The sequence below is a fragment of the Agromyces sp. C10 genome (assembly GCF_023217995.1).
Classification (GTDB): Bacteria; Actinomycetota; Actinomycetes; order Actinomycetales; family Microbacteriaceae; genus Agromyces; species Agromyces indicus.
Genome location: NZ_JALPSX010000001.1, coordinates 61,744 through 84,275 on the forward strand (window position 1 = coordinate 61,744; position 22,532 = coordinate 84,275).

Below are 22,532 nucleotides of genomic sequence, written 5' to 3' on the forward strand. Positions count from 1 at the left end.
CTCAGTTCATCTTCCGCCGGTAGATCGCGACCGCCCCGACGTAGGCGACCACGAGGATCCCGACGAGCCAAGCCAGCGCGACCCACAGGTCGCTGCCGACCGGCTCGCCCGCGAACAGCGCTCGCAGCGAGTCGACGATCGCGGTCACCGGCTGGTTCTCGGCGAACCACGCGACCGGCCCGGGCATCGAGTCGGTCGGCACGAACGCCGAGCTGATGAACGGCAGGAAGATCAGCGGGTAGCTGAACGCGCTCGCCCCGTCGACGGTCTTCGCCGAGAGCCCCGCGATCACGGCCAGCCAGGTGAGGGCCAGCGTGAACAGCGTCAGGATTCCCGCGACCGCGAGCCACGCCCCCACCGAGGCGCCGGTGCGGAATCCCATGATCAGTGCGACGCCGACGACGATCGCGAGCGACACGAGGTTCGCGACGAGCGAGGTGAGCACGTGCCCCCAGAGCACGCTCGACCGCGCGATCGGCATCGACTGGAACCGCTCGAAGATCCCGCCCTGAAGGTCGAGGAACAGCCGGTACGCCGTGTAGGCGACGCCCGACGCGACCGTGATGAGCAGGATGCCGGGCAGCAGGTAGTTCACGTACGACTCGCCGCTGCCGGTCTGGATCGCCCCGCCGAGCACGTACACGAACAGCAGCATGAGCGCGATCGGCGTGACCGCGGTCGTGATGATCGTGTCGGGGCTGCGGAGGATGTGGGTGAGCGACCGACCGGTGAGCACACCGGTGTCGCGGATCACGTGGGTGGTCATCGCGGGTCTCCTTCGGATGTCGCGCGCTCGGGTGTCTCGCGCTCCAATGTCGCGTGCTCGGCGGGTTCCGGCTCTCCGACGAGCGCCAGGAACACCTCCTCGAGCGTGGGCTGCTTCTCGACGTACTCGACCTTCGCGGCGGGCATCAGCCGCTTCAGCTCGGCGAGCGTGCCGTTCTGGATGATCACCCCGCGGTGGAGGATCGCGATCCGGTCGGCGAGCTGCTCGGCCTCGTCGAGGTACTGCGTGGTCAGGAGCACGGTGGTGCCGGATGCCGCGAGCCCGGTGATCGCCTGCCACACCTCGATGCGCGCCTGCGGGTCGAGCCCGGTGGTCGGTTCGTCGAGGAAGATGACGGGCGGATCGCCGATGAGGCTCATGGCGATGTCGAGCCGGCGGCGCATGCCGCCGGAGTAGGTGCCGGCGCGGCGGTCGCCCGCGTCGGTCAGCGAGAACCGGGCGAGCAGGTCGTCGGCGATCGCCCCCGGCTCCTTCAGGTGCCGGAGCTTCGCGACGAGCACGAGGTTCTCGCGCCCGGTCAGCACCTCGTCGACGGCGGCGAACTGCCCGGTGAGGCTGATCGACTCGCGCACGTCGCCCGGCGCCGCGCCGACGTCGAACCCGTGCACCGACGCGGTCCCCGCGTCGGCCTTCAGCAGCGTCGACAGGATGCGGACGAGCGTCGTCTTGCCGGCGCCGTTCGAGCCGAGCAGCGCGAAGATGCTCCCGGGCTGCACGTCGAAGTCGACGCCGCGCAGCACCGGCACCTCGCCGAACGACTTCTCGACGCCCTGCACCCGGATGGCCGGGGCGGTGGCGGTTGCGGTGGTCATCGCGGTTCCTTCCGTTCGGCGTCGTCGATCGCCGTGATGAGGCGTGCGCGCTCCTTGTCGATCCAGCGGGTGCCGCCGTAGGCCTGGGCGAAGGTCTCGGCGAATTCCACGGGGTCGTCGCCGACGATCTCGCGGAGCGGCATCCGGTCGGTCGCGGCCCGCTCGAACAGGTCGGCGAGGTCGACGAACATCGTCACGAGCGTGTCGCCCTCGGTGATGCCGCCGTAGTACATGAAGTACCGGTGCAGGGCCTGCGCGGCGGTGCGGTACGGCTCGGGGAGCCCGTCGATCCGGGCCTTGGCCTGCTTGTACTGCTTCTTCTGCTCGAGCGAGCCGGTGAGGGCTTCGATCCACTTGGCGGCCATGTCAGTCGTCTCCTTCGGTGTCGTCGTGGAGCTGTCCGATGCGCTCTGCGAGGAAGCTCCAGGTCCTCCAGAACTCGTCGAGGTACGCGCGCCCCTGCGGGTTGAGCGAGTACACCTTGCGGGGCGGTCCCTTCTCGGAGGGCACCTTCTGGACGTCGACGAGTCCGCGCTGTTCGACGCGGACGAGCAGCGCGTACACGGTGCCCTCGACGATGTCGCTGAACCCCTGCTCGCGCAGTCGTGCGGTGATCTCGTAGCCGTACGCCGGCCGGTCGGCCAGCAGCGCGAGCACGATGCCCTCGAGCGTGCCCTTCAGCATCTCGGTCATCTGCTTGCCCATCAGCACCTCCTCGCGGTACTCGGTGTCACTGGGTACTGGTAGATAGTAAGACGGAGTACCGGTAGATAGCAAGACTGAATACCGAATTCGTTCGGTCGCGGGGTGGATGCGCAAGCCCCTGCCCGCGATCAGGCGGCCCGCCTAGCATCGGGGCATGTTCTTCTTCGCCGGCGTCTTCCCGCGTGAGCGGCAGATCGCCGCCGCCACCCTGCGCTGCGAGCACTGCCACGAGGTGGCGCAGCAGCGATTCCTCGAGGCGGGCAGTCGCCTCTGGGTGTTCTTCATCCCCCTGTTCACGTTCGGCCGCACCTACGTGATGGTCTGCACGAACTGCGGCTGGGCGACCGAGCTCAGCCGCGACGCGGCGATGCGCGCAGCGGCGGTGACCTGGGCGCGCTGAGCGTGGGCGAGCGGATGACGCGACGCGGGGGAATCCTCGCCGTGGCCGCCGCCGCGTGGGTGCTGCTCGGGTGCGCGCCGAACGGGGCTCCGCCGAGCGGGTCCGATGCGACGCCGGACCGCCCCGCGGCATCCGACCCCGACGACCCCGACCGCACCGGCGGCTCGTTCGCCGCGGTCGGCGACTCGATCACGGATGCCGACAGCCGGAACTTCGCCGCCGGCGAGATCGGTCCGGCCTCGTGGGCGGCCTACGTCGTCGACGCTGGGGTCGTGTTCGCCGGCGGCTGGGCGGTGTGGGGTGCGACGACTGCGCGCATGGCGGACGCGGCCGCCGAGGTCGACGCGGACACGCTCGTCGTCCTCGCGGGCACGAACGACGTGGCGTTCGGCATTCCGTTCGCCGAGACGTCGGCGAACCTCGAGCGGATCGTGGACGCGGTCGGGATCGACGACGTCGTCGTCTCCTCGATCCCGCCCATGGACGCCTTCCCCCAGGGGCCCGTCGAGTTCAACGAGCAGCTCGAGGAGTTCGCGGACGAGCGCGGCTGGCGCTTCGTCGACGCCGCCGCCGACCTGCGCACCTCCGACGGCACGTTCCGGGCGGGCATGTCGTTCGACGGTCTCCACCCGTCCGAGGATGGAGCCCGCGTGCTCGGCGAGGCGATCGCCGGCGAACTCGTCGCCGGCTGAGCCTCAGGCCGTTACCAGATGACGGCGATGGCCGCGTTGGCGAGCGTCAGCAGGCCGATCGGCCAGAAGATCGCCGGCGACACCGATCCGCTCTTGCGCTGACGGGCGGCGCCGATGCCGAGCAGCGCGCCGATGACCAGCAGGATCACGAGCTTCGTGCCGATCTTGGCGTAGTTCAGGTCGCCGTCGAGACCCCACGGCGCGGCGAGCGCCAGGCCGGCGACGGCGGCGATCGCGAGACCCCAGTGCATGACCCGCGTGATGCCGCGCTTGCCGTTGACCAGTTCGACGACCCAGGCGCCGAAGAGGACGGCGAAGCCGACGAGGTGGATGAGCACGACGATATCGCGAAGGGTCTCCATACCTGCAGGTTACCGGGAACGGGCGGGCGGCGCCGTGCAATATTCGCGCGTTTGACAGCGTTCGCACTAGTGAGAATAATGGAGTCCACGACGAAAGGACTCCGCCATGGCCGACATCCGCCTCACCGACGGACACCTCGAGGTGGCACTCACGCGCCGCGAGAAGATCGCCGGCCTGCTCGGCGACCTCCGTGTTCCGGTAACCGCCATCGGCCACGTCGACGTCGTCGACAACGCCTTCGACGCCGTCCGAGGGCTGCGCGCCCCGGGGCTCGCGATTCCCGGGCTCACCCGCGTCGGCACGTGGCGCGGTCGCGGTCGCCGCACCTTCGTGGTCGCGCGCGCCGGGCAGCCGGCGCTCGTGGTCGACCTCGAGGGGCAGCGATACGACCGGCTGGTGCTCTCGACGACGGATGCCGCGTCGCTCCGCGACCGGCTCCGGGCGGCGGTGCGCTGAGCGATGGCCGGCCCCACCGACACCGTCGAGCTGGTCCTGCACCCGGTCCGGCTCCGCATCATCCAGGCCCTGCTCGGCGGGCGCCGGCTCACGACCGCCCAGCTCGGCGACGAACTGCCGGGCGTGACCACCGCGACGCTCTACCGGCAGGTCGCCACGCTCGCGGAGGCGGGCGTGCTCGTCGCCGTCGACGAGCGACGGGTCCGCGGCGCCGTCGAGCGCACGTGGGAACTGCAGCTCGACGCCGCCCGAATCACCGGCGACGACCTCGCCGGGATGACGCCCGAGGAGCACCGCCGCGCGTTCGCCGCGTACGTCGCCGGGCTGCTCGCCGGGTTCGACGGGTACCTCGCCCGCGGCGACGTCGACTTCGAGCGCGACCGCGTCGGCTACCGGCAGGTCGCGCTGTGGATGACCGACGACGAGACCGACGAGTTCATCGCCGGCCTCCGGGATCTCGCCTCGCGCTACGCCGGCAACGGCCCGGGCGACGGCCGGGTTCGCCGCGTGCTGTCGACCGTGCTCATCCCCGATGCGACGGATGCCGCTCCGGCCCCCGCGCCCTCCTCCTCCGCCTCTTCGACCTCGACGGGAACGACATGATCACCGCTTCCACCCCGACCCTCACCGAGACCGCCTTCGACGTCGCCGTCGGCGACGTGCGCCTCGCCGGAACCCTCGCCCTCCCCGCCGACGCCCCGCGGGCGGCCGCGCTGCTCGTTCCCGGGTCTGGACCGGTCGACCGCGACAGCGACCACCCGCGCATGCGCCTCGGCATCACGCGTGAACTGGCGCACGCGCTCGCCGGTGCCGGCGTGGCGACCCTGCGCTACGACAAGCGCGGCGTCGGTGCGTCCGGCGGCGACTTCTTGAGCGCCGGGCTCAGCGACAACACGACGGATGCCGCGGCTGCCCTCGCCGCGCTTCGCGAGCGCCTGCCCGGAGTGCCCGTCGTGCTGGTCGGCCACAGCGAGGGCGCGATCATCGCGACCCGCGTCGCCGCCGACGAGCCGGACCTGGCCGGTACCGTGCTGCTCGCCGCGCCGGCGGTCGTGGGGGAGCGGATGCTCGCCTGGCAGGCCCGGCAGATCGTGCCGACGATGCCGAGGTTGGTCCGCGGCATCCTGCGGCTGCTTCGCATCGACCTCATCGAGAAGCAGCGCCGCAACGTCGAGCGCTTCCGGCAGAGCACGACCGACGTGATCCGGCTCGAGGGTCGCCGGGTCAACGCCAAGTGGCACCGGGAGCTCATCGCCTACGACCCGGCTCCGGACCTCGCGCGCCTGTCGATGCCCGTCCTCGCGATCACGGGCGACCACGACCTGCAGGTCGACCCCGACGACCTCGAGCGCATCGCCGCGACCGTCGCGGGCCCCGTCGAGATCGAACGGCCCGAGCGCCTCACGCACCTGCTGCGACGCGACGCCGGCGACACCGCCTCGTTCGCGGCGTACCGGTCGCACGTCAAGCAGCCCGTGGACCGCGAGCTGCTCGACCGGGTCTCGTCGTGGGTCGCGGCCCGCGGCCACGCGACCGGCGGTGGCGCCGACGCCTGACGGCTCTTGACGATCGCCGCCGCCGGGTCGAGGCTGATCGCATCCGTCATCCGCGAAGGCGCGGATCACACGGGAGGGAGCGACCTGCATGGACGTCATGACCGAGGAATCGACCGAGAAGATCGCCCGAGCGTTCTCGAGCCACCGCTTCGACGTCGCGTTGCCCCGCCTCGCCGACGACGTGATCTGGACCGTCGTCGGCTCCGATCCGATCGTGGGGCGGAAGAAGGTGAAGAAGGCCGTCGAGCGCACGGCGGCGCAGCTCGCCGAGGTCACGACCGAGTTCCAGCGGTTCCGCAGCGTCGTCGGCGAGGACAGCGTGGTGGTCGACAGCCTGGCGCGGTACACGGATGCCGCGGGCGACGTGTCGATCGTGGCATCCTGCGACCTGTACGACTTCGACGGCGACGGGTGCATCACCGAGATCGTGTCGTACACGATCGCGCTGCCCAGCTGATCGGGCTCCGGGGGCGCCGCTCGGTCAGAGCGGCAGTGCCCGGTCGTCGACGACGGTCTTCATGACCAGCGTCGACTGCACGCGCGCGACGCCCGGCAGTGCCGAGAGCTTCTCGTCCCACAGGCGCTCGTACGCGCGCAGGTCGGCGACCGCGACCTGCAGCAGGTAGTCGGGGTCGCCGAAGAGGCGCAACGCCTGGATCACTTCGGGGATCTCGGTGACGGCCGCGTCGAACGCGGGCACGGTGTCGCGGTTGGCCTGCGCCATCGTGACGAAGACGAGCGCGCCGAAGCCCATGCCGACCGCGTTCGGGTCGATGACCGCCCGGTACCCGGTGATCGCGCCGGACGCCTCGAGTGCCCGCAGCCGGCGGTGCGTCGGCGACATGCTGAGGTTCACCCGCTCGGCGAGCTCGGTCAGGCTCAGCCGGCCGTCGCGTTGCAGTTCGGCAAGGATCTTCCGGTCGATGGCGTCCACGACGTGAATTCTTCCACGGATGACGCGCGGCGAGGTTGAACACGGCAGCGGCTTCTCCCGCGGCATCCGTACCGTTCTCGTGTGGACACGCAACTGCTGATCGCCGCCGCGGTGATGATGGTGCTGATGGTCGTGCTGCCCGGCCCCGACTGGGCGTACCTGATCGCGTCGGGGATGCGCGAGCGGAGCGTGCTGCCGTCGCTCGCCGGCATCCTGCTCGGCTACCTCGCCACGGTCGCGGCGGTCGCGATCGGCGTGGGTGCGGCCGTCGCGGCCCTGCCCGGGTTCATCGTCGCGCTGACGTTCGCCGCGGCGATCTACCTCACGTACCTCGGCGTGCGCGTGCTGCGGCAGCCGCCCGTGGCGGTCGCAGTCGCGGGCGCCGGCGGGATCGGGGGAACGGTCGCGTCCGCCGACGGCGACGTGCCCCCGGCATCCGCTCGACCGTGGCTGCGCGTGCTGCAGGGCGCCGGCGTCAGCGGGCTCAACCCGAAGGGGCTGCTCGTGCTCGTGGTGCTGCTGCCGCAGTTCACGGATGCCGCGGGCGCCTGGCCGATCCCGGTGCAGCTCGCGGTGCTCGGCCTGATCTTCGTCGGCGCGTGCGCCCTCGTGTACTCGCTCGTCGGCTACGGCGCGCGGACGGTGCTGCGCCTCCGCCCGTCGGCGATGCGGCTCGTCTCGCGCGTCTCGGGGGCGGCGATGATCGTGCTCGCGGTGGTGCTCGTGGTGGAGCAGGCGGCGCACCTCGTGGCGTGAGCCGCGGGGTGCCGCGCGACCGCGTGGGGGCGATCGCCGCGGCGCGGCCGGGAAGCAGTTCGTCCTCCTAAAAGTCGGTACCGAAGTACCGGGCGAGTGGAGCCGCGCCGTTCGCGCTCGGTCGGTCGGTCAGGTGGTGACGTCGCGCGGACGCGTCCGCCGCGAGGCGAGCACCGCCGTGACGACCCATCCGAGGGCGAGGATGGCGCAGCCGACGGCCCAGACGTGTGCATCTTCCGTCAGTCCTGTCTCCGGCCTGGTCAGTCGAGCTCGCGCAGCACGGTGGTGCGCTCGCTCGGGGTGTCGCCGGTGTTCACGACGCCCTGCGGTTCGATGAGGATCGCCGAGACCTCGCCGTCCGCCCTCGGGCAGTGCTCGACCCCGCGCGGCACGACGTAGACGTCGCCGGGGCCGAGCTCCACGTCGCCGTCGCGCAGCTGGATCACGAGCTGACCCGACAGCACCATGAACAGCTCGTCGGTGTCCGGGTGCGAATGCCAGGTGAACTCGCCGAGGACCTTCACGACCTTGACGTCGTAGTCGTTCACACTCGCGAGCCGGCGGGGCTGCCAGTGCTCCGAGAACGAGTCGAGGGCGGCGTAGACGTTGCGGACCTGAGCGCTCATCGTTCGATCGTCGCGCGGGGCGGCGACGGTTCGCAATGCTCGGGTTCGGCGGCCTCGGGTTCTGGGGCCTCGGGTTCAGCGGCGTCGGGTTCGGCGGCGCGAACCTGCCGGCGGGCCGGCGCGTTCGCGATGAAGACGCCCGCCACGAGCACCGCGCCGCCGACCGTCTCCCACACGTTCGGCACCTGGCCGAGCAGCAGCGCCGCGGAGGCCATCGCGACGACGGGGGCGAGCAGCACCCACGGCACGACCGACGCCGAGCGGTTGCGGGCGAGCAGCCCGTTGAAGATCGCGTAGCCGATGAGGGTGCAGAGCCCCGCGGTGTACAGCGTCGAGAGGATGGGCCGCCAGCCGAACGCCGCGATGCCGGCGGCGATCGCGTCGGGGCCCTCGATGATCGCCGACAGGCCGAGCGCCGGAAGCGGCACGACGAGCGCCGACCACACCGTGAGCGACAACGCCCCGTACCGTCGAGCCGGTGCGACGGGTCCGGCGCGGCGCGCGATCACGTTGCCGACCGCCCACGAGAGCGCGGCGAGCAGGCACAGCACGACGGCGAGCGCCGGCGCGTCGCCGCCGCGTCCGAGCGCCACGACGCCGAGCCCGACGGTGCCGATCGCGACGCCGGCGGCCTGCAGTCGGGTGGGCCGCTCGCGGAGCGCCAGCGCGGCGACGACGATGGTCAGCACGACCTGCGCCTGCAGGAGCAACGCGGCGATGCCGGGCTGCAGACCGAGTGCGATGGACGTGTAGAGCAGCGCGAACTGCCCGAGGCTCATGAACAGTCCGACGCCCACGACGGTGCGCCAGCTCGCCAGCGGGCGCGGCACGACCACGACCGCGAGTGCGACGACGGCGAAGCGCACGGCGACGAAGAACACCGGGGGGATGCCGGCCATGCCCCAGTCGATCACGACGAAGTTGAACCCCCACATCGTCGCCACCAGCGCAGCCAGCAGCATGTCGCGTCTCGTCATGGCACTACTCCAACGCGTCGCATCCGGAAGCACCAGCGTTCATTTCTTCATCTGAATCGGTAGCATCGCTGCATGATCGATCTCGAAGGCGTGGTCGCGCTGCGTGCGGTGGCCACGAACGGCAGCGTCGCCGCTGCGGCCGACGCGCTCGGCTTCACACCGTCGGCCGTGTCGCAGCAGATCAAGCGCCTCGAGCGCGGCACGCGGGTCGCCCTCCTGGAGCGCGCCGGTCGCGGCGTCGTGCTGACGGATGCCGGTCGGCAGCTCGTCACGTCATCCGCGAGCGTGCTCGCCGACCTCGAACGCATCGAGGCCGACCTGCAGCTCGCCGGCGGGTCGCGAGCCGACAGCGCGGAGCGTCGGATCACTGGGGAGGTGCGCGTCGGCGCCTTCTCCACCGCGGTGCGCGGCCTGCTCGTCCACGTCCTCGCCGACCTGCAGGGCGCGCACCCCGATCTGCGCGTGCCGCTGCGCGAGAGCGAACCGTGGGAGACCGTCGCGCTCGTGGCATCCGGTCAACGCGATCTCGGCATCGTGCACCGCTGGGGCGGCGTGGCGCTCGCGATGCCCGGGCACCTCGTCGAGACGGCCCTGTTCACGGATGTCGCGGACGTGATCCTGCGACGCGAGCACCCGCTCGCCGACCGCGTCGAGTTGACGCCCGCCGACCTCGCCGACGAGCGCTGGATCGCGACCTTCGACTCGACCATCTGCCGGCAGTGGCTGCGCCGCCTGTTCGACGGCGTCTCGAACGCGCCGCGCATCGTGCACGAGTCGATGGAGTTCGAGAACCACCTCGAGCTCGTTCGCGCGGGCCTCGGGGTCGCGCTCGTGCCGCGCCTCGGCCGGTCGGCGCTGCCCGACGATCTCGTGGCGATCCCCACCGCCCGCCCCGCATCGGTGCGCGACATCGCCGCCGTGCACCGCCGCAGCCAGGCGGATTCGCCCGCGCTGCAGGCGGTGCTCGACGCGGTGCAGGCTGCGGTGCGGGCGCGCGATGGCGGGTAGCGGCGCCCCGAGGCCCACACCGAGGTCATACCTCGATCCGCGTCTCTCCGCCCGCGCATCCCACCCTCCCTTGGGGGGCGCAGGAACCGCCTGACGATCCCTACCCTGTGCCTCAGGGGTGTCTGAGATGACGGAATCCGGCGACGACGCGGAAGAGGTCCGAGGATCTTCGGCGGTGTCACGTGAGGCGCTCTCGCTGTTCACGCGCAATCGCGGCCCGCGTGGCCTCGAAGACCTGAACGAGCTGCTCGGCAGCCTCGACGCGGATGCGACCAGGGAAGTGCTGCGCGACCTCGCCGAGGCGGGACCCGTATACATCGGCGAGTGCAAGCAGGAGTATCCGTTCGCGGACATCTACCGCGAAATGACCGAGTCGGGAGTTCGGGACCGCTGTCGCCACCGTCCTTCTCACACGAGCGGTTTCTGGTGATGTCGGCGTTTGCGTTGCCCATCCGTGCACTGTCCTTCGCGCTCGGCGGCGCGGTGCTCGCGTACCTCTGGTATCGCGTTGGACCGTGGTTGCCCCTGACCACCTTCGTCGCGGCGGCTACCGGCGGATGGGCGATCGGCAGGGTCGCGAAGAGCCGACTTCCTGAAGATCCGGTCGGTGCACTGCGATGGTTCGAGCGCACCGCCGTCTCGATCGGCGTGATTGCGGCCGTGGCCGCTGGTCTGGCCATCGTCATCGGCGTCGAGATCGCGGTTGCTGCCCCCGGCGAGGGCGAGGATGCGGTGGTCGCGGCGCAGCAGACCCAGCTGAAGGCCGTCGTCGCCGCGGTTTCCGCCGCGCTCGCGGCGCTGGTCACCGGACTTGCCTCGAAGCCTGAAGATCTCGACGGGCTCATCGGCGACGCCGTACAGAAGGCGTTCACGAAGGCATACGACGCTCGTCGCGACCCCGCAGATCCTGCAGGCGCACGTCTGGTCTTCGCGACGAGCGGCGCGTGGCGCGACGGAGACCGGATCCTGTTCCCCTCCGGATCGGATGCGCTGGACGCGGTCGGATCCAAGTACGCGTGGCCCGACTGGTCGAAGGAGAACCGGACCGCCCGCGCTGAGGCGATCGCGCAGTACCTCGCCGACAATCCGCCGAGGAACGCCTGATGAGAAAGGAGCCATCGTGGCATCGACTGTCCTCACGGATGAATCCGACAACGAGTTCGAGGTGGTGTTCGACGATGAGAAGTTCATCACCGCGGTGAACGGCCCGTGGCCATCGGTCGGGCACGAGTTCACCCTGAGCGGTGTGCCGTCGCACCGTTTTCCCCGCGACGTCCCAGAGGTTTTCCAGCGTGAAGCGCTCTCGCGCGGCGAAGAGGTCTGCTACTACGACAACGACGAGTGCCGAGTCTGCTTCTGCGATGGTTCAGGCCGCGTGCGCTGCGTGAAGAAGTGCTGAAGGGAAAAGCCTGATGATTCATTCCGGCCAAGGGAAGGTCCAATCGCAGGTCCTGGGAGCGCCGGATGGCCAAGCAGCCATTCAGCAGTACCTCGATCACGCCGCTGCGGTTCTCGCCGATGACCCGGAGACGGCGCCTCCGGAACCAGCACCGTTCTTCGAGCACCTGCAACCGTTCGAGGGACGCCTGATCGTCGGCAGCTCGCCGGCGTCGGAGGAGTTCAGCGCCGCGCGTCTGCTCTGCCCGGGCGGCAACGGTGAATGCTGGCGCGAGCGCGTCGGCTCTGGTGCGTCGGCTCGGTGGGTCTGGGTCTGCAACTGCTACTGAGTTCGCCGGCGCGACGGCTGGGCGGTCACCCGGGCCCGCGCCGCCCGAACACCCCCGCGAACACCGCGTGCAGCAACGGCACGACGGATGCCACGATGAGCGCCACACCCCACCCGGGCTCGTCGTCCCGCAGCAGGATGCCGCCGAGGAACAGGCCGACGAACACCACCGCCGACACGATGCGGCCGGCGACGCGCTCGAGGCGCGTCATCCGCTGCTCGATGCGTGGCGACTGCGCGACGAGGCGCCCGGATTCGACGCGGTCGACCAGCCCCTCGAGGCGGCCCGGCAGTCGCCAGGCGGTGCCGGCCACCGACAGCGCCTCGCGCCCGACGGTCTGCACGAGCCCGCCGCGCTGGTCGCGCAGCAGCTGCGCGGCGTAGGGTTCGACGGCGTCCCACAGGTTGAACTCGGGGTCGAGGGTGCTGCACATGCCCGAGGTCAGGGACATGGCGCGGATGATGAGCAGGAAGTTCTCCGGCAGCTGGAACGGCAGCGACCGCACGACCTCGCCGAACTCGATCGCGAAGCTGCGCAGCTCGCGCTCGTCGACCTGCGCGAGCTCGGCGAAGCCCATGCCGCCGAACCGCGCGAACAGCTCGGTCATCGCCCGCTCGAGCTCGTAGGTCTCAGCGGTCGGCAGCAGGAAGCCGACGCCCTGGATGGCCTGCACCAGGCGCTTCCCGTCGCGCGCGGCGACCGCGAGCATGAGCTGCTGCAGGCCGCGGCGCAGGCCGTCGGGCACCTCGCCCATCATGCCGAAGTCGATGAAGGTGAGCTGCCACGCCGGCGCCGCGGCATCCGTCGCCCCGAGCGATGGCGAAGCCGAAGCGGATGCCGCGGGCCCGGCGACCGGCGTGACGAAGACGTTGCCCGGGTGCGGGTCGGCATGGAAGTACCCGTCGCGGAACAGCTGGTCGAACATGACGGCGGCGAACTGATGCGCGACCTGCTTCGGGTCGATGCCCGCGGCGACGAGCGCCGCGCGGTCGCTGATCTTGATCGCGGTGACGTCGGCGAGCGTGAGCACGCGGCGGGTGGTGCGCTCCCAGACGACCTCGGGGGCGGCCACGCGCGGGTCGTCGGCGAAGTTCGCGGCGAACCGCTCGGCGTTCTGCGCCTCGTGCAGGTAGTCGATCTCCTCGAGGCTGGTGGTGGCGAACTCCTCGACGAGCGCGGGCAGGTCGACGCGGTTCGCGACGAATCGCACGCGGTTCAGCCATCCAGCGACCCGGCGCAGCGCCGCGAGGTCGACGTCGACGATCACCTCGATGCCGGGCCGCTGCACCTTGACGACGGCCTCGTCGTAGCCCATGTCGCCGGCGTCGACGGATGCGAGCCGGGCGCGGTGGGCTTGGCCGAGGGATGCCGCGGCGAGCGGCGTCGGGTCGAACGACGCGTACGCCCGCTCGAGCGGCACCCCCAGCTCGGCCTCCGCGAGGCGCCGGATGTCGTCGAACGGGACGGGCGGCACCTCGTCCTGCAGCCCGGCGAGCTCGCGGGTGATCTCGGGCGGCAGCACGTCGAGCCGCGACGACATGTACTGGCCGACCTTGATCATGAGCCCACCGAGGTCGACGGCGAGCACGTGGAAGCGCTGCGCGATGCGCGTCATCCGTGCCGTGCGCCCGCGGGCGACGAACTTCGTCAGCCCGAAGCGGGTCAGGACGAGTTCGTACCACCACGTCTGGACGATGTAGCGCGCAGCGAACCGCAGAATCCTCCGGTAGCGGGCGCGCGTGTTCCCCACATCGGGCATCCTGCCTGTCGGACGCCGACGTGTCGAGGCCACCGAGCGTCAGTCCTGGGCGAGGATCGAGTAGAGCCGTCGACGCGCCTCGTCGAGGATGTCGACCGCCTGCTGCACCTGCTCGGGCGTGCCCGTGCGTCCCACCTGGGCTGCGGCCTGGGCAAGTTCCATGCCGGACTTGGCGAGCGGCCCGGCGTGGCCGAAGTCGCGGCGGCCGCTGCTGCTGCTGCCGCTGGTGCTGCTGCCGGTCGGCCACGGCGCGCGGTCAGCGGATGACGCGGCCTCGGCCCTGCCCATCTCGGTGAGCGTGTACGTCTTGCGGCCGCCCTCCTCCTCGGCGGTGATGAGGCCCTCGTCGGCGAGCAGCTGCAGCGTCGGATACACCGAGCCCGCGCTCGGCTTCCATACGCCGCCGCTGCGCTCGGAGATCTCGCTGATGATCTGGTAGCCGTGCATCGGCTTCTCGGCGAGGAGCGCGAGCACCGCCGTGCGGACGTCGCCCTTGCCCATGCGCGGGGCGACCTTCTGCTCGAACATGCCGCGCAGCTGCTCCATCGCCTCCCACAACCCTTGGCCGGGACCGCCCTTGCCCCAGTTGCTCGAGCCGCTGCCGAACGTGCTGCCGAATGGATCGCTCATGATGACCTCCCTGAACCGGGGCCCTGATCGGGTCTCGACGATATGTCAACGATATATCGGTGAGCCGTCGGGGTGGTCGTGAATTGGCTGGGAAGAAGCGCCGGGTTGTGGAAGCCCTGCGCCTTCGCGAACCCGCCTTCCCCGAACTCGGGCCCGGCATTCTGTCTGTGGATGAATCGCCCGAACCCGCGCCTGTGAAGGAGAAGTGCCCGACGCCCCGCTCGTGCGGCCGCGGCGGCGCGTCAGCCCGCCTCGCTCCGCCGCTCGGCGATGATCGCCCGGGTCATCCGCGTGATCAGGTCGAGAGGGAGCGGGTCCGCGTGCGGGAACGTGACCGAGTCCTTGCCCGATCGGTGCGGCGCCACCTCCGACTCGAGCGGCTCCGGCAGCGGGGGAACCGGGTAGACCCCGATGTGCCGCTTCCATCCGGCGAAGTGGAGCGCGTACCGCCCGCCCAGCATCACCGCGGCGATGCCGTAGCGCATCCTCTCCTCGGGATCGGCAACCTCGGCCCGGATCGCCGCGCGCACCTGCGCGAGCCGCGCAGCGATCTCGTCGGGGAACGACGCCACGTACTCATCGACGCTCTGGGCGGTCATGAGGGGAATGGTGCCAGTGCGGATGCCTCCGCGCCACCCCTGCGACGCGCGCCACCCCTGCGACGCGCGCCACCCCTGCGACGCGCGCTCGCCGCGCCCTCGCGGAGCGACCGCCCTCGACTCCGGCGCGACACCGCGCGAGGATGAGCATGACGACAGAGCGGAGTACTCCGATGACGATCACGCAGTCCGACCGCCGCAGCGGTGACATCCTCGGGTTCGTCGTGTCCGGCGACGTGACGAAGCCGACTACGACGTCCTGACGCCCGCGGTCGAGGCCGCGGTCGAGGAGCACGGCGAGGTGAAGCTCATGCTCGATCTCACCGACTTCCGGTGGGAGAAGGTCGGGGCGTGGGGTGCCGACCTGCGCTTCGGTCACGAGTTCCACGAGAAGGTCGCGCGCATGGCGATCGTCGGCCACAAGAAGTGGGAGGAGCGCCTGGCGCATCTCGCTTTCTACGCGCGGGAGGCGGCGTACTTCGAAGATCCGGATGCCGCTTGGGCCTGGCTCCGGAGCGAGGCCGGCCGCGACGCCTTCGTCGACGATCTGTTCGAACAGCTCGACCTGCGCGCGCTCGAACTCGTCTGCGGCCGCGTCGAACCCGTGGTTGCGCGTGCTCAGGGCTCCGAGCTCGATCAGCAGCACGGTCGCGTCGAACGACGGCTCGCCCTCCATCGGGATGCCGAGGCGCAGGCATTCGCGCATCCGCTGCTCGGGCCCGGTGCGGGCCTCGACGCGCGCGCGTCGACCCGTGATGTACTCGATCGCCGCCGCCTTCGCGACGCGCTGGTTCCGGCGTCCGGTGCCGTCGCTCGACCAGGAGTTCGCGGACGAGGCGGTCGATCTGCCGGAGGGCGTGAAGACCGCGCCCTGAGTCAGCGGTCGGCCGGTCGGATGTCGCGGCAGCGCGGCATCCGGCCGGCTCTGTTCATTAGCGGTCTGAGAACCGTCTCCCTCGGCACCACCACACCCTCTCGCGACCTTCCTCACAGAAGACATTGCCCACAGTCCCGGTGATATGATTCTGTTTGCCGAATCTTAGGGAGGTGTGTATGACGGACATTGCAACGCTGGTCCGTTCGGCGCGTCGATCCCGCCGTCTTTCCCAGCGCGAGCTCGCACGCCGCGCCGGGCTCTCGCAGAGCCGTGTCGCGATCGCCGAGAACGCGCACGAAGACCCGCGCTTCGACACTGCCAGCCGCCTCCTCGCGGGGGCAGGGCACCGGCTCTACGCGGCGGCGACCACACGCGACGACGTCGCGACGATCGCCGCCGAGATCCGGCACGCGCTCGCGCGCGACGACCGGGTGATGGCGTTCCGATACTTCATCCAGATGAACGATCATCTGGTGGCTGAGCGCGGCCTGCTCCGCGGCATCCTCGCTATCACCGAGCCCGAGCTGACCGGTTCGAAGACGTGGGATGCCGCGATCGCGGCGCTCGTCGACTACCGACTGAACCAGGATGGCGTGCCGGCTCCTGCCTGGACCAGTGCCCCTGCCCGACACCTCGAGCGCGCGCGACCCCTCGTCGTCGACCCGGCCGACCCGATTCCGCCTCGCGCTGAGGTTCCGACCGAGTTCCTCAAGCACGGGGTGCTCGTCTGGCGCGACTCCGTGGAGAGCGTGTGATGATCCTCCTCGATCGGGACGACCTCATCGACGGGCTGCGCGAACTCGTCGCAGAGCTGCACGCGGCGGGCGAGCCGGTCGGGTTGCGCATCGTCGGGGGCGGTGCGTTGGCGCTGCGTCACTTCGATCGACGAACCACTGTCGACATCGACGCCGTCCAGGTGAGTCCGGGGGAGGAGGGCTCGGTCCTGGCCGCGGCCGAACGTGTGGCGGAACGCCGGGGGTGGCAGCTCGACTGGCTGAACTTCAAGGCAGCCCAGCTCGCGCCTTGGTGGGGACGCGACATCCGGTGGGAGCCGGTCCACCACGACGACCTCGTGACGATCGAGGTGGCGCCCGCGGACGCGTTGCTTGCGATGAAGCTCAAGGCCAGCCGCCCAGGCCGCGACACCGACGACATCCGGCAACTGCTCGCTGTCTGCGGCATCGACTCGGTCGATGCCGCAGACGCGCTCTTCAGCGAGTTCTTCCCCGGCGACTCGCTCACCGACCGTGCGTGGGGAATGGTCGAGCGGATCCTCGCAGGCGGACCGCTCGTGCCGCCGGTCACGCCGCCGCCGCCGATCCTCGACCCGGAGCCGTAGTGGGGCTCTTCCGACGGTGCGCCCACGGATAGGCTCCGACACATGACGACGCCGCCATGCGTGACTCCAACCCACCTCGCTGCCGAACTCGGGTTGAAGCCGAAGACGCTCCGCGCCTGGATGCGGCGACAGGGGTGGCGAGGACTGGAGGAGAAGGGTGCTTCCTGGTGCATCACGCCCGAGCAGGAGGCCTCGGCCCGAGCGCACTGGTCGTCGAACGCCGAGCACGCGGGTCTTGATGACATCGCGCTAATCGACAACCTTGCCGAGTGGTCGGCTTGGGCGTCATTTGCGGAGGTGGGACCGCTTGCGCCTCGACTGCCCGGCGTCTACCAGTTCCGGGTGACCGGCCAGCTGATGCCCGTCTATGTCGGCATGGCGGGCGAGCGGCGGGGGATGGGCTTGCGCGGTCGTCTCTCGATGTACCGCCGAGGCAAGGCCGCGACGTCCGGGTTCGGGGAGGCCGTGCTCGACCGCGCGCTGGCCGATGAAGCATTCGTGGCAAGGCAGCTCGACCGGTTGCGAGAAGAGGGTCCTCAGCGAACATCAGCGTGGGCTCGCGATGCGGTCGCCTGGTTTTCGCCTGACATTCGATGGGCGGTGACGGCGGACTCCGCAAGTGCACTCCTCCTCGAGGCTGAGGTCGAGAAGGTGCTGCGCCCGCACGGAATCTGGAATCGCCCACGCAATCTCGATTGAAGTCCTCGCGGGCGGCCTTCGGAGCTTGCCCCGCACAGGGTGCGCCACGGCGACGCCGAGTCAGGCCGTCGCCGCGAGCGCGCGGACCGCGCGCTCGACCGCCGGACGCACGTCGAGTTCGGGGTCGACCGTGAGTCGGTGCAGGGCCAGCCCGTCTGAGAGGGCCATGAGCGCGCGTGCCGCCGGCACCGGGTCGGGGATGCCGGCTGCGGCGACGAGCCGGTCGGTCCACTGCTCGAACTCGCGACGCTGGCGGCGCAGCGGTTCGAGCAGTTCGGGGTCGGCAGCGAGTTCGACGAAGAGCGCGTAGCGCGCACGGGTGCGGGTCGCGGCCGGGCCGGTCTGCACGAGCAGCACGGCGCAGAGTCCCTCGGTGATCGAGTCGGGCGTCGGCTGCTCGAGCACCTCCGGCGTGAAGTCGGCACGCTCGAGTTCGGCCATCCAGTCGATGATGCCGGCCAGCAGGGCCCGCCGGGTGCGGAACCAGTTCGAGGTCGACCCTGCGGGCAGCCCGGCCCGTTGATCGACGCGCGCATGGCTGAGTGCCCGCACTCCGGCGGTGCCGAGGACCTCGACCGCCGCCTCGAGGGCTCGCTCCCTGGTTGCTGCAGCCATCGGCGCCTCTCACGTCGCGTACGTCGACGAGTTTCGCACGGGCGTGCGTGGCGCCGTGGCATCCGTGCGCCGTGGCATCCGCAGGTCGGGGTCGGCGGGCCGAGCTCAGTCGGTTCGCCGGATCCAGTCGAGCGTGAGGTTCGCGACCGCGTCGGGCGCCTCGGCGGGGAGGAGCTTGCCCCCGTCGTCGATGAACGCGAACTCGATGTCGTCGGCGAATCGCTCGGGGTTCGCGCAGAGGCGGCGGATGAGCTCCTCGTCGAACCTGGTGTCGACCCGGCCGAAGGCGAAGAGCGTCGGAACGGTCAGGCGCATCTGCTTGTACACGCCACGGCTCAGCCGCATCGACTCGGGGATCACCATGCCCCGGTAGAGCGCTCGCACCGCCTGGTCGATGGCGGGCCGCTGCATGGGCGCGAGGTGCGCGTCGATCTCCGCCTCCGGCGTCCGTCTCGCGTTGTAATGATCGGCCCACACGCCCCGGAGGGAGCTGCCGGGGCGATGCCAGAGCAGCTTCGGCATGTGCCGGAAGGCGGCGACGAGCCTCGGGCTGAACGAGATGAACACGGGCGGCACCGAGAGCTGGACCGCCCTCCCCACGCGTTCGGGGTGGGCGTAGGCGAGCTGCATCGCGGTGATCGCCCCCATGTCGTGACTGACGAGGTGCGCACGTTCGACGCCGAGCGCCTCGAAGAGCGCAAGCAGGTCGTGCAGTCGCGTCTCGCGGTCGATGCCGGGGTCCTCGGCTTCGGTCCAGCCGGCACCGCGAAGGTCGGGACAGATCACGCGGTAGCCCTGCTCGGCGATCAGCGGGGCGACCTCATGCCACGGCCACCAATGTAGCGGGAAGCCGTGGAACATGACGACGGGTTCACCGTCGCCCACGGTGGCGACGTGCGTGCGCAGGCCCGGGGTCTCGACGATGAGGTGATCGAACCCGGATGCCTCGGGCAGCGGCGGTGCGAGATCGGCCGGTGCGGCGAGGAATGACGGCGAGGTTCTGGTGCACGCATAACGACTCCTTCGTCGGTGCGGGTTACTATGTTTATAGTAGATCGGATGGCGCGCGCTGGCCAGCCCTTCTATTCGAAGTCGGGGAGACTCTCGTTGGACCTGCCGAGCGGCGACCGGGTCGCGGTGCTCGGCTCGAACCAGCCGGGCAAGTCGACGCTGCTTGACGTACTGACCGATGAGACCAAAGTGGGTGCCGGAGCCGTCCGTTGGGCGACGGGCGGCAGATTCGTCTCGCATAACCGGGTGTAGGGCGAGCTGGATCTCGGCGACAGCCTCGGCCATGCGGTGAATGCTTATCCGGGATTCCTGGCGTTCACGGCGACGAAGAATAGCGTGAACCGGTTCCTGTCGATGCCGAAGTTCTCGGGAACCGACCTAGTCCGGAAAGCCGTGCGCCATAGGAGCGCGCCTCACTGCTCAGCGACCGCTCGCACCTCGGGCGGTTCGTCGTGCGGCCATCTGCTCTCGCGCGCTTCGAACACTGAGTAGATCGTCACCGGTGACAAGCCCAGAAGTGGCCAGCAGTGCGTCATCCACCAGCGTGACCGCGTCGAGGAGTGCGCCAACGCTGAGCAACTCGGCGACCTTTGGCTTGATTGCTTTGAGTGCTGCGGCGTGCGTGGCCACGAGTGACGGGGCAGGCATCGCCCAACGGTCGGCCTCGCGGGGCTCGATCTTTAGGATCCCGCCGCCATACGACCGACCAACCATCTCAGCATTCAATAGCGTGACGCTGTTGAGGCTCGCGAGGGGAAGGAGGTCTCGGCCAAGGCTACGAAGCTCGGCTGTAAGGTAAACGCCGTGTACTGAGTTCAGGTGGTGGGCGCCGGCCCAGTTCGTGGTGAGACGTGGGGTGTCGGCGTTCATGCACGTAAGCAACAGGTCGGCGGGCGAAACGAGCGGCACCCGGAACCATGGGTTTCGCACCCGGCACTTATAGGCCTGATCGACCGCCGTCTGTTTGCCGAAATTGACGTACCCGCGCGCGCCGGCAGACATCGCTGATGCAGCTGGTCGAAACAACCAGGTGGCGCGTCCGTTCGCGTCGAGTACTCCCAGCATCTCCTCTGTGAGCCCGAGCCCCCGTAAATGCGAGCTTCCGGCCGGTGAGATTCGCACGACCTCGTCACGGTCGAGGCCAAGCTCGGTGACCTGCTCGCCCGTGAGAGTGAAGTAGCGATTGTTGCCCGTCACTATGCCGAGCGTTGTGTCGCCCCACTTCTCAAGGTGCGTGAAGTGGCCGCCAGCGGTCAACGAGTGCAGAGGCTCGACGGCACCGGCGTTCACCAGCAGTGACGTCCACTTTTCGGAGGGATCGCTCGGAGTGAACGTTAGCCCGGCGCCGAGTGACGCGAGCCCGGATGCGTCGCGCACCTCATGCACCGTCGCGCTCACGGTCGACCCCTCGTGGAACCCCTCTGCGAGCAGCAGCACGACATCTGCCTCGGCCTCGGGAAAGACCTGCTCGGTAAAGAGCACCAGCCTCACTTCGCTGAACCGCTCGAAGATGAACTTACGAATGGACGCCGCGTAGTTAACGCTCAACAGTTCGGCGGGCAGCACGAGTCCGAGTCGGCCGCCCTTACGCAGGAAGAGGGCGGAGTGCACCGTGAAGGCGGCCCAGCTCGACGCCAGACCGGTCAGGTTGACGCCGCCACGTAGTGCCGCCCTGCGCGCACGAGCGCGCGAGTCACCAGCGAAATCCTGGTACCGCACATACGGCGGGTTCCCGATCGCTGCCGCGTAGGTGCCTGTCGGTTCGACACGGAAAAAGTCGTCAACCGCAATGTGCGGTGTTCCGCCCGCAGCTTCGACCCGGGCCCGGGCCACCTGCGCGCTGTGCTCGTGGATCTCAGCCCCGTACACGTCCGGTGCTTCAGCCCCCAGCTCGCGAAGGCGCCGCACCGCCTCGACCAGGAACGCCGCATCGCCGGCTGATGGCTCGAGTACCGAGTCGGCCTTGTCCCGGATCGCCCACTCGCTGACGAAGCGTGTGATTTCGGGTGGCGTGAAGAACGCCCCACGGGCCTTGCGCACCTCTGCGGTGTCGTCGGGCGAGCGCTCGAGGAGTTCTTGCACATTGCTCATTCTTCCCTGCTTCCATCGATGAGGCGGTCGTGACAGACAATGTTTCGGAACTCCGGCAATGTTCGAAACTGTGTTCGATGCTAGGCGGGGCGTCCGACATCCATCTGGTGCCGACACACCGCCGCTGCTCCCGTGGCCGGTACATGCCTCGTCGGTCGCAGCGGGCAGACTAACTCCCATGGCGAGAGTCGACTCCTTCAGCCCCTATGACGCACTTCTCGCGTCCACCCCAGCCACTGACCCGTGGGGGCACCACCTGGGGGAGCCGCCAGCCTACGGGCCCGACTACGAGTTGCTTGCCCAGTTACTGACCATTCCGGTCGCGTCAGGCAAGGGGGCTGCGTCCGGTGCGCTCGCGAGCGGCGTCGATGCCTGGCTCTCCTCAGAGTTTCGGCGCGCCGGATTCAACGCCGACGAGGTGTGGCCTCGGCCGTCCATTCCACGAATCATGCCGCGCGAAATCGCGATGCTCCTCGAGGGGCTACCGGCTGGCCTTGCGAGCCAGATTCGCGATCGACTGCAGACGATGAAGGCAGTCGGCCCGGCCGATGCACGGTACCTCGGACGCGCGTACGAGAAGCAGGTGGATGTCTCGCTTTCGCGCTGGGACCGTGGGCCCGAGATGCTGCTCAGCACGAAGACTCAGGTCTCGTCGTTCGGCAAGAACCTCGCCAACCGCTTCGAGGAGGCATATGGCGACGCAGGCAATCTTCGGACGCGCTACCCGCTGGCCGCGGTCGGCTTCTTCTTCGTTCAGCGGTCGACAATCCTTGAGTCGGAGCCGGATGCGTTCGAGAAGACCATCGACATGATGCGGAAACTTCGTGACCCGGTCGGACTGAACGGGTATACCGCAACCGGGCTCGCGCTTGTTTCGTGGGACGTGACACAGCCGGGGGCCGGTGTGAGAATCGAACTGGATCACGTTCCTGATGACATCAGGCCAGAGCAGTTCATGATGCGCATGATCGAGAAAATTCTCGCAGCGACCCCCGTGAGCCAGCATGTGAAACCACGTGAATTGATCGAGCGCCGGGTGATCCCGATCGCGGAAGAGGACGTGGCTCCGTCGAAGTGACGGTCACCGCACCACCGCAAATATGACACTCAATA

At 69.7% G+C, this 22,532-nt stretch carries 32 protein-coding genes; 18 read left to right on the plus strand and 14 right to left on the minus strand.

Annotated elements, in window-relative coordinates; translation table 11 throughout:
• Position 1: 1 nt before the first annotated feature.
• From M1L56_RS00340 to M1L56_RS00355, 4 genes are read right to left on the minus strand one after another with little or no spacing between them, the layout of a single operon-like run.
• Positions 2–766, minus strand: coding sequence for an ABC transporter permease (locus M1L56_RS00340; RefSeq protein WP_067946246.1), 765 nt, complete (start codon positions 764–766; stop codon positions 2–4).
• Entirely contained in the window at positions 763–1,599 is an 837-nt protein-coding gene (locus M1L56_RS00345; RefSeq protein ID WP_248597676.1) for an ABC transporter ATP-binding protein, read from the minus strand. Before M1L56_RS00345 ends, M1L56_RS00340 begins: the two co-directional genes overlap by 4 nt.
• Positions 1,596–1,964, minus strand: a complete 369-nt coding sequence (locus tag M1L56_RS00350) for a DUF1048 domain-containing protein (RefSeq protein WP_248597677.1) — start codon at positions 1,962–1,964, stop codon at positions 1,596–1,598. The genes M1L56_RS00345 and M1L56_RS00350 overlap by 4 nt, the downstream gene beginning before the upstream one ends.
• Before the next feature lies 1 nt (position 1,965).
• Positions 1,966–2,304, minus strand: coding sequence for a PadR family transcriptional regulator (locus tag M1L56_RS00355; RefSeq protein WP_248597678.1), 339 nt, complete (start codon positions 2,302–2,304; stop codon positions 1,966–1,968).
• A 154-nt stretch (positions 2,305–2,458) separates the two neighbouring features.
• Here M1L56_RS00355 and M1L56_RS00360 point away from each other — a divergent pair, with 154 nt between their 5' ends.
• Positions 2,459–2,704, plus strand: a complete 246-nt coding sequence (locus M1L56_RS00360; RefSeq protein ID WP_248597679.1) for a zinc-ribbon domain-containing protein — start codon at positions 2,459–2,461, stop codon at positions 2,702–2,704.
• A 14-nt stretch (positions 2,705–2,718) separates the two neighbouring features.
• Entirely contained in the window at positions 2,719–3,396 is a 678-nt protein-coding gene (locus tag M1L56_RS00365) for an SGNH/GDSL hydrolase family protein (RefSeq protein ID WP_248597680.1), read from the plus strand.
• Between the two features lie 11 nt (positions 3,397–3,407).
• On the opposite strand, the gene M1L56_RS00370 is transcribed toward M1L56_RS00365, so the two are convergent.
• Entirely contained in the window at positions 3,408–3,758 is a 351-nt protein-coding gene (locus tag M1L56_RS00370) for a Fe-S protein (RefSeq protein ID WP_248597681.1), read from the minus strand.
• A 106-nt stretch (positions 3,759–3,864) separates the two neighbouring features.
• On the opposite strand from M1L56_RS00370, the gene M1L56_RS00375 reads away from it, so the two are divergent.
• From M1L56_RS00375 to M1L56_RS00390, 4 genes are all read left to right on the plus strand, one after another.
• Positions 3,865–4,215 carry a hypothetical protein gene (locus M1L56_RS00375; RefSeq protein ID WP_248597682.1) on the plus strand — a complete coding sequence of 117 codons (351 nt, stop codon included), beginning with the start codon at positions 3,865–3,867 and terminating at the stop codon, positions 4,213–4,215.
• Positions 4,216–4,218: 3 nt separating this feature from the next.
• Positions 4,219–4,818 (plus strand): helix-turn-helix domain-containing protein, encoded by a 600-nt coding sequence (locus M1L56_RS00380; protein WP_248597683.1) that lies wholly within the window; start codon positions 4,219–4,221, stop codon positions 4,816–4,818.
• Positions 4,815–5,771, plus strand: coding sequence for an alpha/beta hydrolase (locus M1L56_RS00385; RefSeq protein ID WP_248597684.1), 957 nt, complete (start codon positions 4,815–4,817; stop codon positions 5,769–5,771). The genes M1L56_RS00380 and M1L56_RS00385 overlap by 4 nt, the downstream gene beginning before the upstream one ends.
• 88 nt (positions 5,772–5,859) lie before the next feature.
• The gene (locus M1L56_RS00390; RefSeq protein ID WP_248597685.1) at positions 5,860–6,228 is read left to right on the plus strand and encodes a nuclear transport factor 2 family protein; all 369 of its coding nucleotides are present in this window, start codon (positions 5,860–5,862) and stop codon (positions 6,226–6,228) included.
• Positions 6,229–6,252: 24 nt separating this feature from the next.
• On the opposite strand, the gene M1L56_RS00395 is transcribed toward M1L56_RS00390, so the two are convergent.
• Entirely contained in the window at positions 6,253–6,705 is a 453-nt protein-coding gene (locus M1L56_RS00395; protein ID WP_248597686.1) for an Lrp/AsnC family transcriptional regulator, read from the minus strand.
• A gap of 81 nt (positions 6,706–6,786) precedes the next feature.
• Here M1L56_RS00395 and M1L56_RS00400 point away from each other — a divergent pair, with 81 nt between their 5' ends.
• Positions 6,787–7,461, plus strand: a complete 675-nt coding sequence (locus M1L56_RS00400) for a LysE family transporter (RefSeq protein WP_248597687.1) — start codon at positions 6,787–6,789, stop codon at positions 7,459–7,461.
• Positions 7,462–7,721: 260 nt separating this feature from the next.
• Here the strand turns inward: M1L56_RS00400 and M1L56_RS00405 are convergent, their stop codons facing one another.
• The gene (locus M1L56_RS00405; protein WP_248597688.1) at positions 7,722–8,087 is read right to left on the minus strand and encodes a cupin domain-containing protein; all 366 of its coding nucleotides are present in this window, start codon (positions 8,085–8,087) and stop codon (positions 7,722–7,724) included.
• Positions 8,084–9,064: an EamA family transporter gene (locus M1L56_RS00410; RefSeq protein WP_248597689.1), complete on the minus strand. Its 981-nt coding sequence runs from the start codon at positions 9,062–9,064 to the stop codon at positions 8,084–8,086. Before M1L56_RS00410 ends, M1L56_RS00405 begins: the two co-directional genes overlap by 4 nt.
• Positions 9,065–9,136: 72 nt before the next feature.
• On the opposite strand from M1L56_RS00410, the gene M1L56_RS00415 reads away from it, so the two are divergent.
• The 5 genes from M1L56_RS00415 (at position 9,137) to M1L56_RS00435 (ending at position 11,799) form a co-directional block, all read left to right on the plus strand.
• Positions 9,137–10,072 carry a LysR family transcriptional regulator gene (locus M1L56_RS00415; protein ID WP_248597690.1) on the plus strand — a complete coding sequence of 312 codons (936 nt, stop codon included), beginning with the start codon at positions 9,137–9,139 and terminating at the stop codon, positions 10,070–10,072.
• A gap of 127 nt (positions 10,073–10,199) precedes the next feature.
• Positions 10,200–10,502: a hypothetical protein gene (locus tag M1L56_RS00420; protein ID WP_248597691.1), complete on the plus strand. Its 303-nt coding sequence runs from the start codon at positions 10,200–10,202 to the stop codon at positions 10,500–10,502.
• Complete coding sequence (locus tag M1L56_RS00425) at positions 10,499–11,176, plus strand: hypothetical protein (protein ID WP_248597692.1); 678 nt, start codon at positions 10,499–10,501, stop codon at positions 11,174–11,176. The genes M1L56_RS00420 and M1L56_RS00425 overlap by 4 nt, the downstream gene beginning before the upstream one ends.
• A 16-nt stretch (positions 11,177–11,192) precedes the next feature.
• The gene (locus M1L56_RS00430) at positions 11,193–11,471 is read left to right on the plus strand and encodes a hypothetical protein (RefSeq protein ID WP_248597693.1); all 279 of its coding nucleotides are present in this window, start codon (positions 11,193–11,195) and stop codon (positions 11,469–11,471) included.
• A gap of 13 nt (positions 11,472–11,484) precedes the next feature.
• Entirely contained in the window at positions 11,485–11,799 is a 315-nt protein-coding gene (locus M1L56_RS00435; protein WP_248597694.1) for a hypothetical protein, read from the plus strand.
• 25 nt (positions 11,800–11,824) lie between these two features.
• Here M1L56_RS00435 and M1L56_RS00440 read toward each other — a convergent pair whose 3' ends face one another.
• From M1L56_RS00440 to M1L56_RS00450, 3 genes are all read right to left on the minus strand, one after another.
• Positions 11,825–13,558 carry an AarF/ABC1/UbiB kinase family protein gene (locus M1L56_RS00440; protein ID WP_248597695.1) on the minus strand — a complete coding sequence of 578 codons (1,734 nt, stop codon included), beginning with the start codon at positions 13,556–13,558 and terminating at the stop codon, positions 11,825–11,827.
• A gap of 39 nt (positions 13,559–13,597) precedes the next feature.
• Positions 13,598–14,188, minus strand: a complete 591-nt coding sequence (locus M1L56_RS00445) for a PadR family transcriptional regulator (protein ID WP_248597696.1) — start codon at positions 14,186–14,188, stop codon at positions 13,598–13,600.
• A gap of 242 nt (positions 14,189–14,430) precedes the next feature.
• Complete coding sequence (locus M1L56_RS00450; RefSeq protein ID WP_248597697.1) at positions 14,431–14,787, minus strand: iron chaperone; 357 nt, start codon at positions 14,785–14,787, stop codon at positions 14,431–14,433.
• A gap of 259 nt (positions 14,788–15,046) precedes the next feature.
• On the opposite strand from M1L56_RS00450, the gene M1L56_RS00455 reads away from it, so the two are divergent.
• The 4 genes from M1L56_RS00455 to M1L56_RS00470 are packed head-to-tail and all read left to right on the plus strand — an operon-like array spanning position 15,047 to position 17,702.
• Positions 15,047–15,805 carry an STAS/SEC14 domain-containing protein gene (locus M1L56_RS00455; RefSeq protein ID WP_248597983.1) on the plus strand — a complete coding sequence of 253 codons (759 nt, stop codon included), beginning with the start codon at positions 15,047–15,049 and terminating at the stop codon, positions 15,803–15,805.
• 35 nt (positions 15,806–15,840) lie between these two features.
• Positions 15,841–16,419 carry a helix-turn-helix domain-containing protein gene (locus M1L56_RS00460; protein ID WP_248597698.1) on the plus strand — a complete coding sequence of 193 codons (579 nt, stop codon included), beginning with the start codon at positions 15,841–15,843 and terminating at the stop codon, positions 16,417–16,419.
• Positions 16,419–17,003 (plus strand): DUF6036 family nucleotidyltransferase, encoded by a 585-nt coding sequence (locus tag M1L56_RS00465; protein ID WP_248597699.1) that lies wholly within the window; start codon positions 16,419–16,421, stop codon positions 17,001–17,003. The genes M1L56_RS00460 and M1L56_RS00465 overlap by 1 nt, the downstream gene beginning before the upstream one ends.
• A 42-nt stretch (positions 17,004–17,045) precedes the next feature.
• Positions 17,046–17,702 carry a hypothetical protein gene (locus M1L56_RS00470; RefSeq protein WP_248597700.1) on the plus strand — a complete coding sequence of 219 codons (657 nt, stop codon included), beginning with the start codon at positions 17,046–17,048 and terminating at the stop codon, positions 17,700–17,702.
• A 60-nt stretch (positions 17,703–17,762) separates the two neighbouring features.
• Here the strand turns inward: M1L56_RS00470 and M1L56_RS00475 are convergent, their stop codons facing one another.
• Both M1L56_RS00475 and M1L56_RS16175 read right to left on the minus strand, forming a co-directional pair.
• Complete coding sequence (locus tag M1L56_RS00475; RefSeq protein WP_248597701.1) at positions 17,763–18,317, minus strand: TetR/AcrR family transcriptional regulator; 555 nt, start codon at positions 18,315–18,317, stop codon at positions 17,763–17,765.
• A gap of 105 nt (positions 18,318–18,422) precedes the next feature.
• Positions 18,423–19,178, minus strand: coding sequence for an alpha/beta fold hydrolase (locus tag M1L56_RS16175; protein ID WP_374255658.1), 756 nt, complete (start codon positions 19,176–19,178; stop codon positions 18,423–18,425).
• A 198-nt stretch (positions 19,179–19,376) separates the two neighbouring features.
• Here M1L56_RS16175 and M1L56_RS16180 point away from each other — a divergent pair, with 198 nt between their 5' ends.
• Entirely contained in the window at positions 19,377–19,580 is a 204-nt protein-coding gene (locus M1L56_RS16180; RefSeq protein WP_374255481.1) for an ATP-binding cassette domain-containing protein, read from the plus strand.
• Positions 19,581–19,748: 168 nt separating this feature from the next.
• Here M1L56_RS16180 and M1L56_RS00485 read toward each other — a convergent pair whose 3' ends face one another.
• The gene (locus M1L56_RS00485; protein WP_248597703.1) at positions 19,749–21,419 is read right to left on the minus strand and encodes a class I SAM-dependent DNA methyltransferase; all 1,671 of its coding nucleotides are present in this window, start codon (positions 21,417–21,419) and stop codon (positions 19,749–19,751) included.
• Between the two features lie 178 nt (positions 21,420–21,597).
• Between M1L56_RS00485 and M1L56_RS00490 the strand changes: the two genes are divergently transcribed.
• Positions 21,598–22,497, plus strand: a complete 900-nt coding sequence (locus tag M1L56_RS00490; protein WP_248597704.1) for a PaeR7I family type II restriction endonuclease — start codon at positions 21,598–21,600, stop codon at positions 22,495–22,497.
• Positions 22,498–22,532: the final 35 nt, after the last annotated feature.

Bases quoted from the DNA above. Each gene is read 5' to 3' on its own strand.
- M1L56_RS00405 (WP_248597688.1), bottom strand. From the start codon at position 8,087: ATGAGCGCTCAGGTCCGCAACGTCTACGCCGCCCTCGACTCGTTCTCG.
- M1L56_RS00390 (WP_248597685.1), top strand. From the start codon at position 5,860: ATGGACGTCATGACCGAGGAATCGACCGAGAAGATCGCCCGAGCGTTC.
- M1L56_RS00345 (WP_248597676.1), bottom strand. From the start codon at position 1,599: ATGACCACCGCAACCGCCACCGCCCCGGCCATCCGGGTGCAGGGCGTC.
- M1L56_RS00470 (WP_248597700.1), top strand. From the start codon at position 17,046: ATGACGACGCCGCCATGCGTGACTCCAACCCACCTCGCTGCCGAACTC.
- M1L56_RS00460 (WP_248597698.1), top strand. From the start codon at position 15,841: ATGACGGACATTGCAACGCTGGTCCGTTCGGCGCGTCGATCCCGCCGT.
- M1L56_RS00435 (WP_248597694.1), top strand. From the start codon at position 11,485: ATGATTCATTCCGGCCAAGGGAAGGTCCAATCGCAGGTCCTGGGAGCG.
- M1L56_RS16175 (WP_374255658.1), bottom strand. From the start codon at position 19,178: ATGTTCCACGGCTTCCCGCTACATTGGTGGCCGTGGCATGAGGTCGCC.
- M1L56_RS00380 (WP_248597683.1), top strand. From the start codon at position 4,219: ATGGCCGGCCCCACCGACACCGTCGAGCTGGTCCTGCACCCGGTCCGG.
- M1L56_RS00485 (WP_248597703.1), bottom strand. From the start codon at position 21,419: ATGAGCAATGTGCAAGAACTCCTCGAGCGCTCGCCCGACGACACCGCA.
- M1L56_RS00415 (WP_248597690.1), top strand. From the start codon at position 9,137: ATGATCGATCTCGAAGGCGTGGTCGCGCTGCGTGCGGTGGCCACGAAC.
- M1L56_RS00445 (WP_248597696.1), bottom strand. From the start codon at position 14,188: ATGAGCGATCCATTCGGCAGCACGTTCGGCAGCGGCTCGAGCAACTGG.
- M1L56_RS00385 (WP_248597684.1), top strand. From the start codon at position 4,815: ATGATCACCGCTTCCACCCCGACCCTCACCGAGACCGCCTTCGACGTC.
- M1L56_RS00365 (WP_248597680.1), top strand. From the start codon at position 2,719: ATGACGCGACGCGGGGGAATCCTCGCCGTGGCCGCCGCCGCGTGGGTG.
- M1L56_RS00360 (WP_248597679.1), top strand. From the start codon at position 2,459: ATGTTCTTCTTCGCCGGCGTCTTCCCGCGTGAGCGGCAGATCGCCGCC.
- M1L56_RS00465 (WP_248597699.1), top strand. From the start codon at position 16,419: ATGATCCTCCTCGATCGGGACGACCTCATCGACGGGCTGCGCGAACTC.
- M1L56_RS00340 (WP_067946246.1), bottom strand. From the start codon at position 766: ATGACCACCCACGTGATCCGCGACACCGGTGTGCTCACCGGTCGGTCG.
- M1L56_RS00350 (WP_248597677.1), bottom strand. From the start codon at position 1,964: ATGGCCGCCAAGTGGATCGAAGCCCTCACCGGCTCGCTCGAGCAGAAG.
- M1L56_RS16180 (WP_374255481.1), top strand. From the start codon at position 19,377: ATGGCGCGCGCTGGCCAGCCCTTCTATTCGAAGTCGGGGAGACTCTCG.
- M1L56_RS00410 (WP_248597689.1), bottom strand. From the start codon at position 9,064: ATGACGAGACGCGACATGCTGCTGGCTGCGCTGGTGGCGACGATGTGG.
- M1L56_RS00370 (WP_248597681.1), bottom strand. From the start codon at position 3,758: ATGGAGACCCTTCGCGATATCGTCGTGCTCATCCACCTCGTCGGCTTC.
- M1L56_RS00355 (WP_248597678.1), bottom strand. From the start codon at position 2,304: ATGGGCAAGCAGATGACCGAGATGCTGAAGGGCACGCTCGAGGGCATC.
- M1L56_RS00490 (WP_248597704.1), top strand. From the start codon at position 21,598: ATGGCGAGAGTCGACTCCTTCAGCCCCTATGACGCACTTCTCGCGTCC.
- M1L56_RS00440 (WP_248597695.1), bottom strand. From the start codon at position 13,558: ATGCCCGATGTGGGGAACACGCGCGCCCGCTACCGGAGGATTCTGCGG.
- M1L56_RS00420 (WP_248597691.1), top strand. From the start codon at position 10,200: ATGACGGAATCCGGCGACGACGCGGAAGAGGTCCGAGGATCTTCGGCG.
- M1L56_RS00375 (WP_248597682.1), top strand. From the start codon at position 3,865: ATGGCCGACATCCGCCTCACCGACGGACACCTCGAGGTGGCACTCACG.
- M1L56_RS00475 (WP_248597701.1), bottom strand. From the start codon at position 18,317: ATGGCTGCAGCAACCAGGGAGCGAGCCCTCGAGGCGGCGGTCGAGGTC.
- M1L56_RS00450 (WP_248597697.1), bottom strand. From the start codon at position 14,787: ATGACCGCCCAGAGCGTCGATGAGTACGTGGCGTCGTTCCCCGACGAG.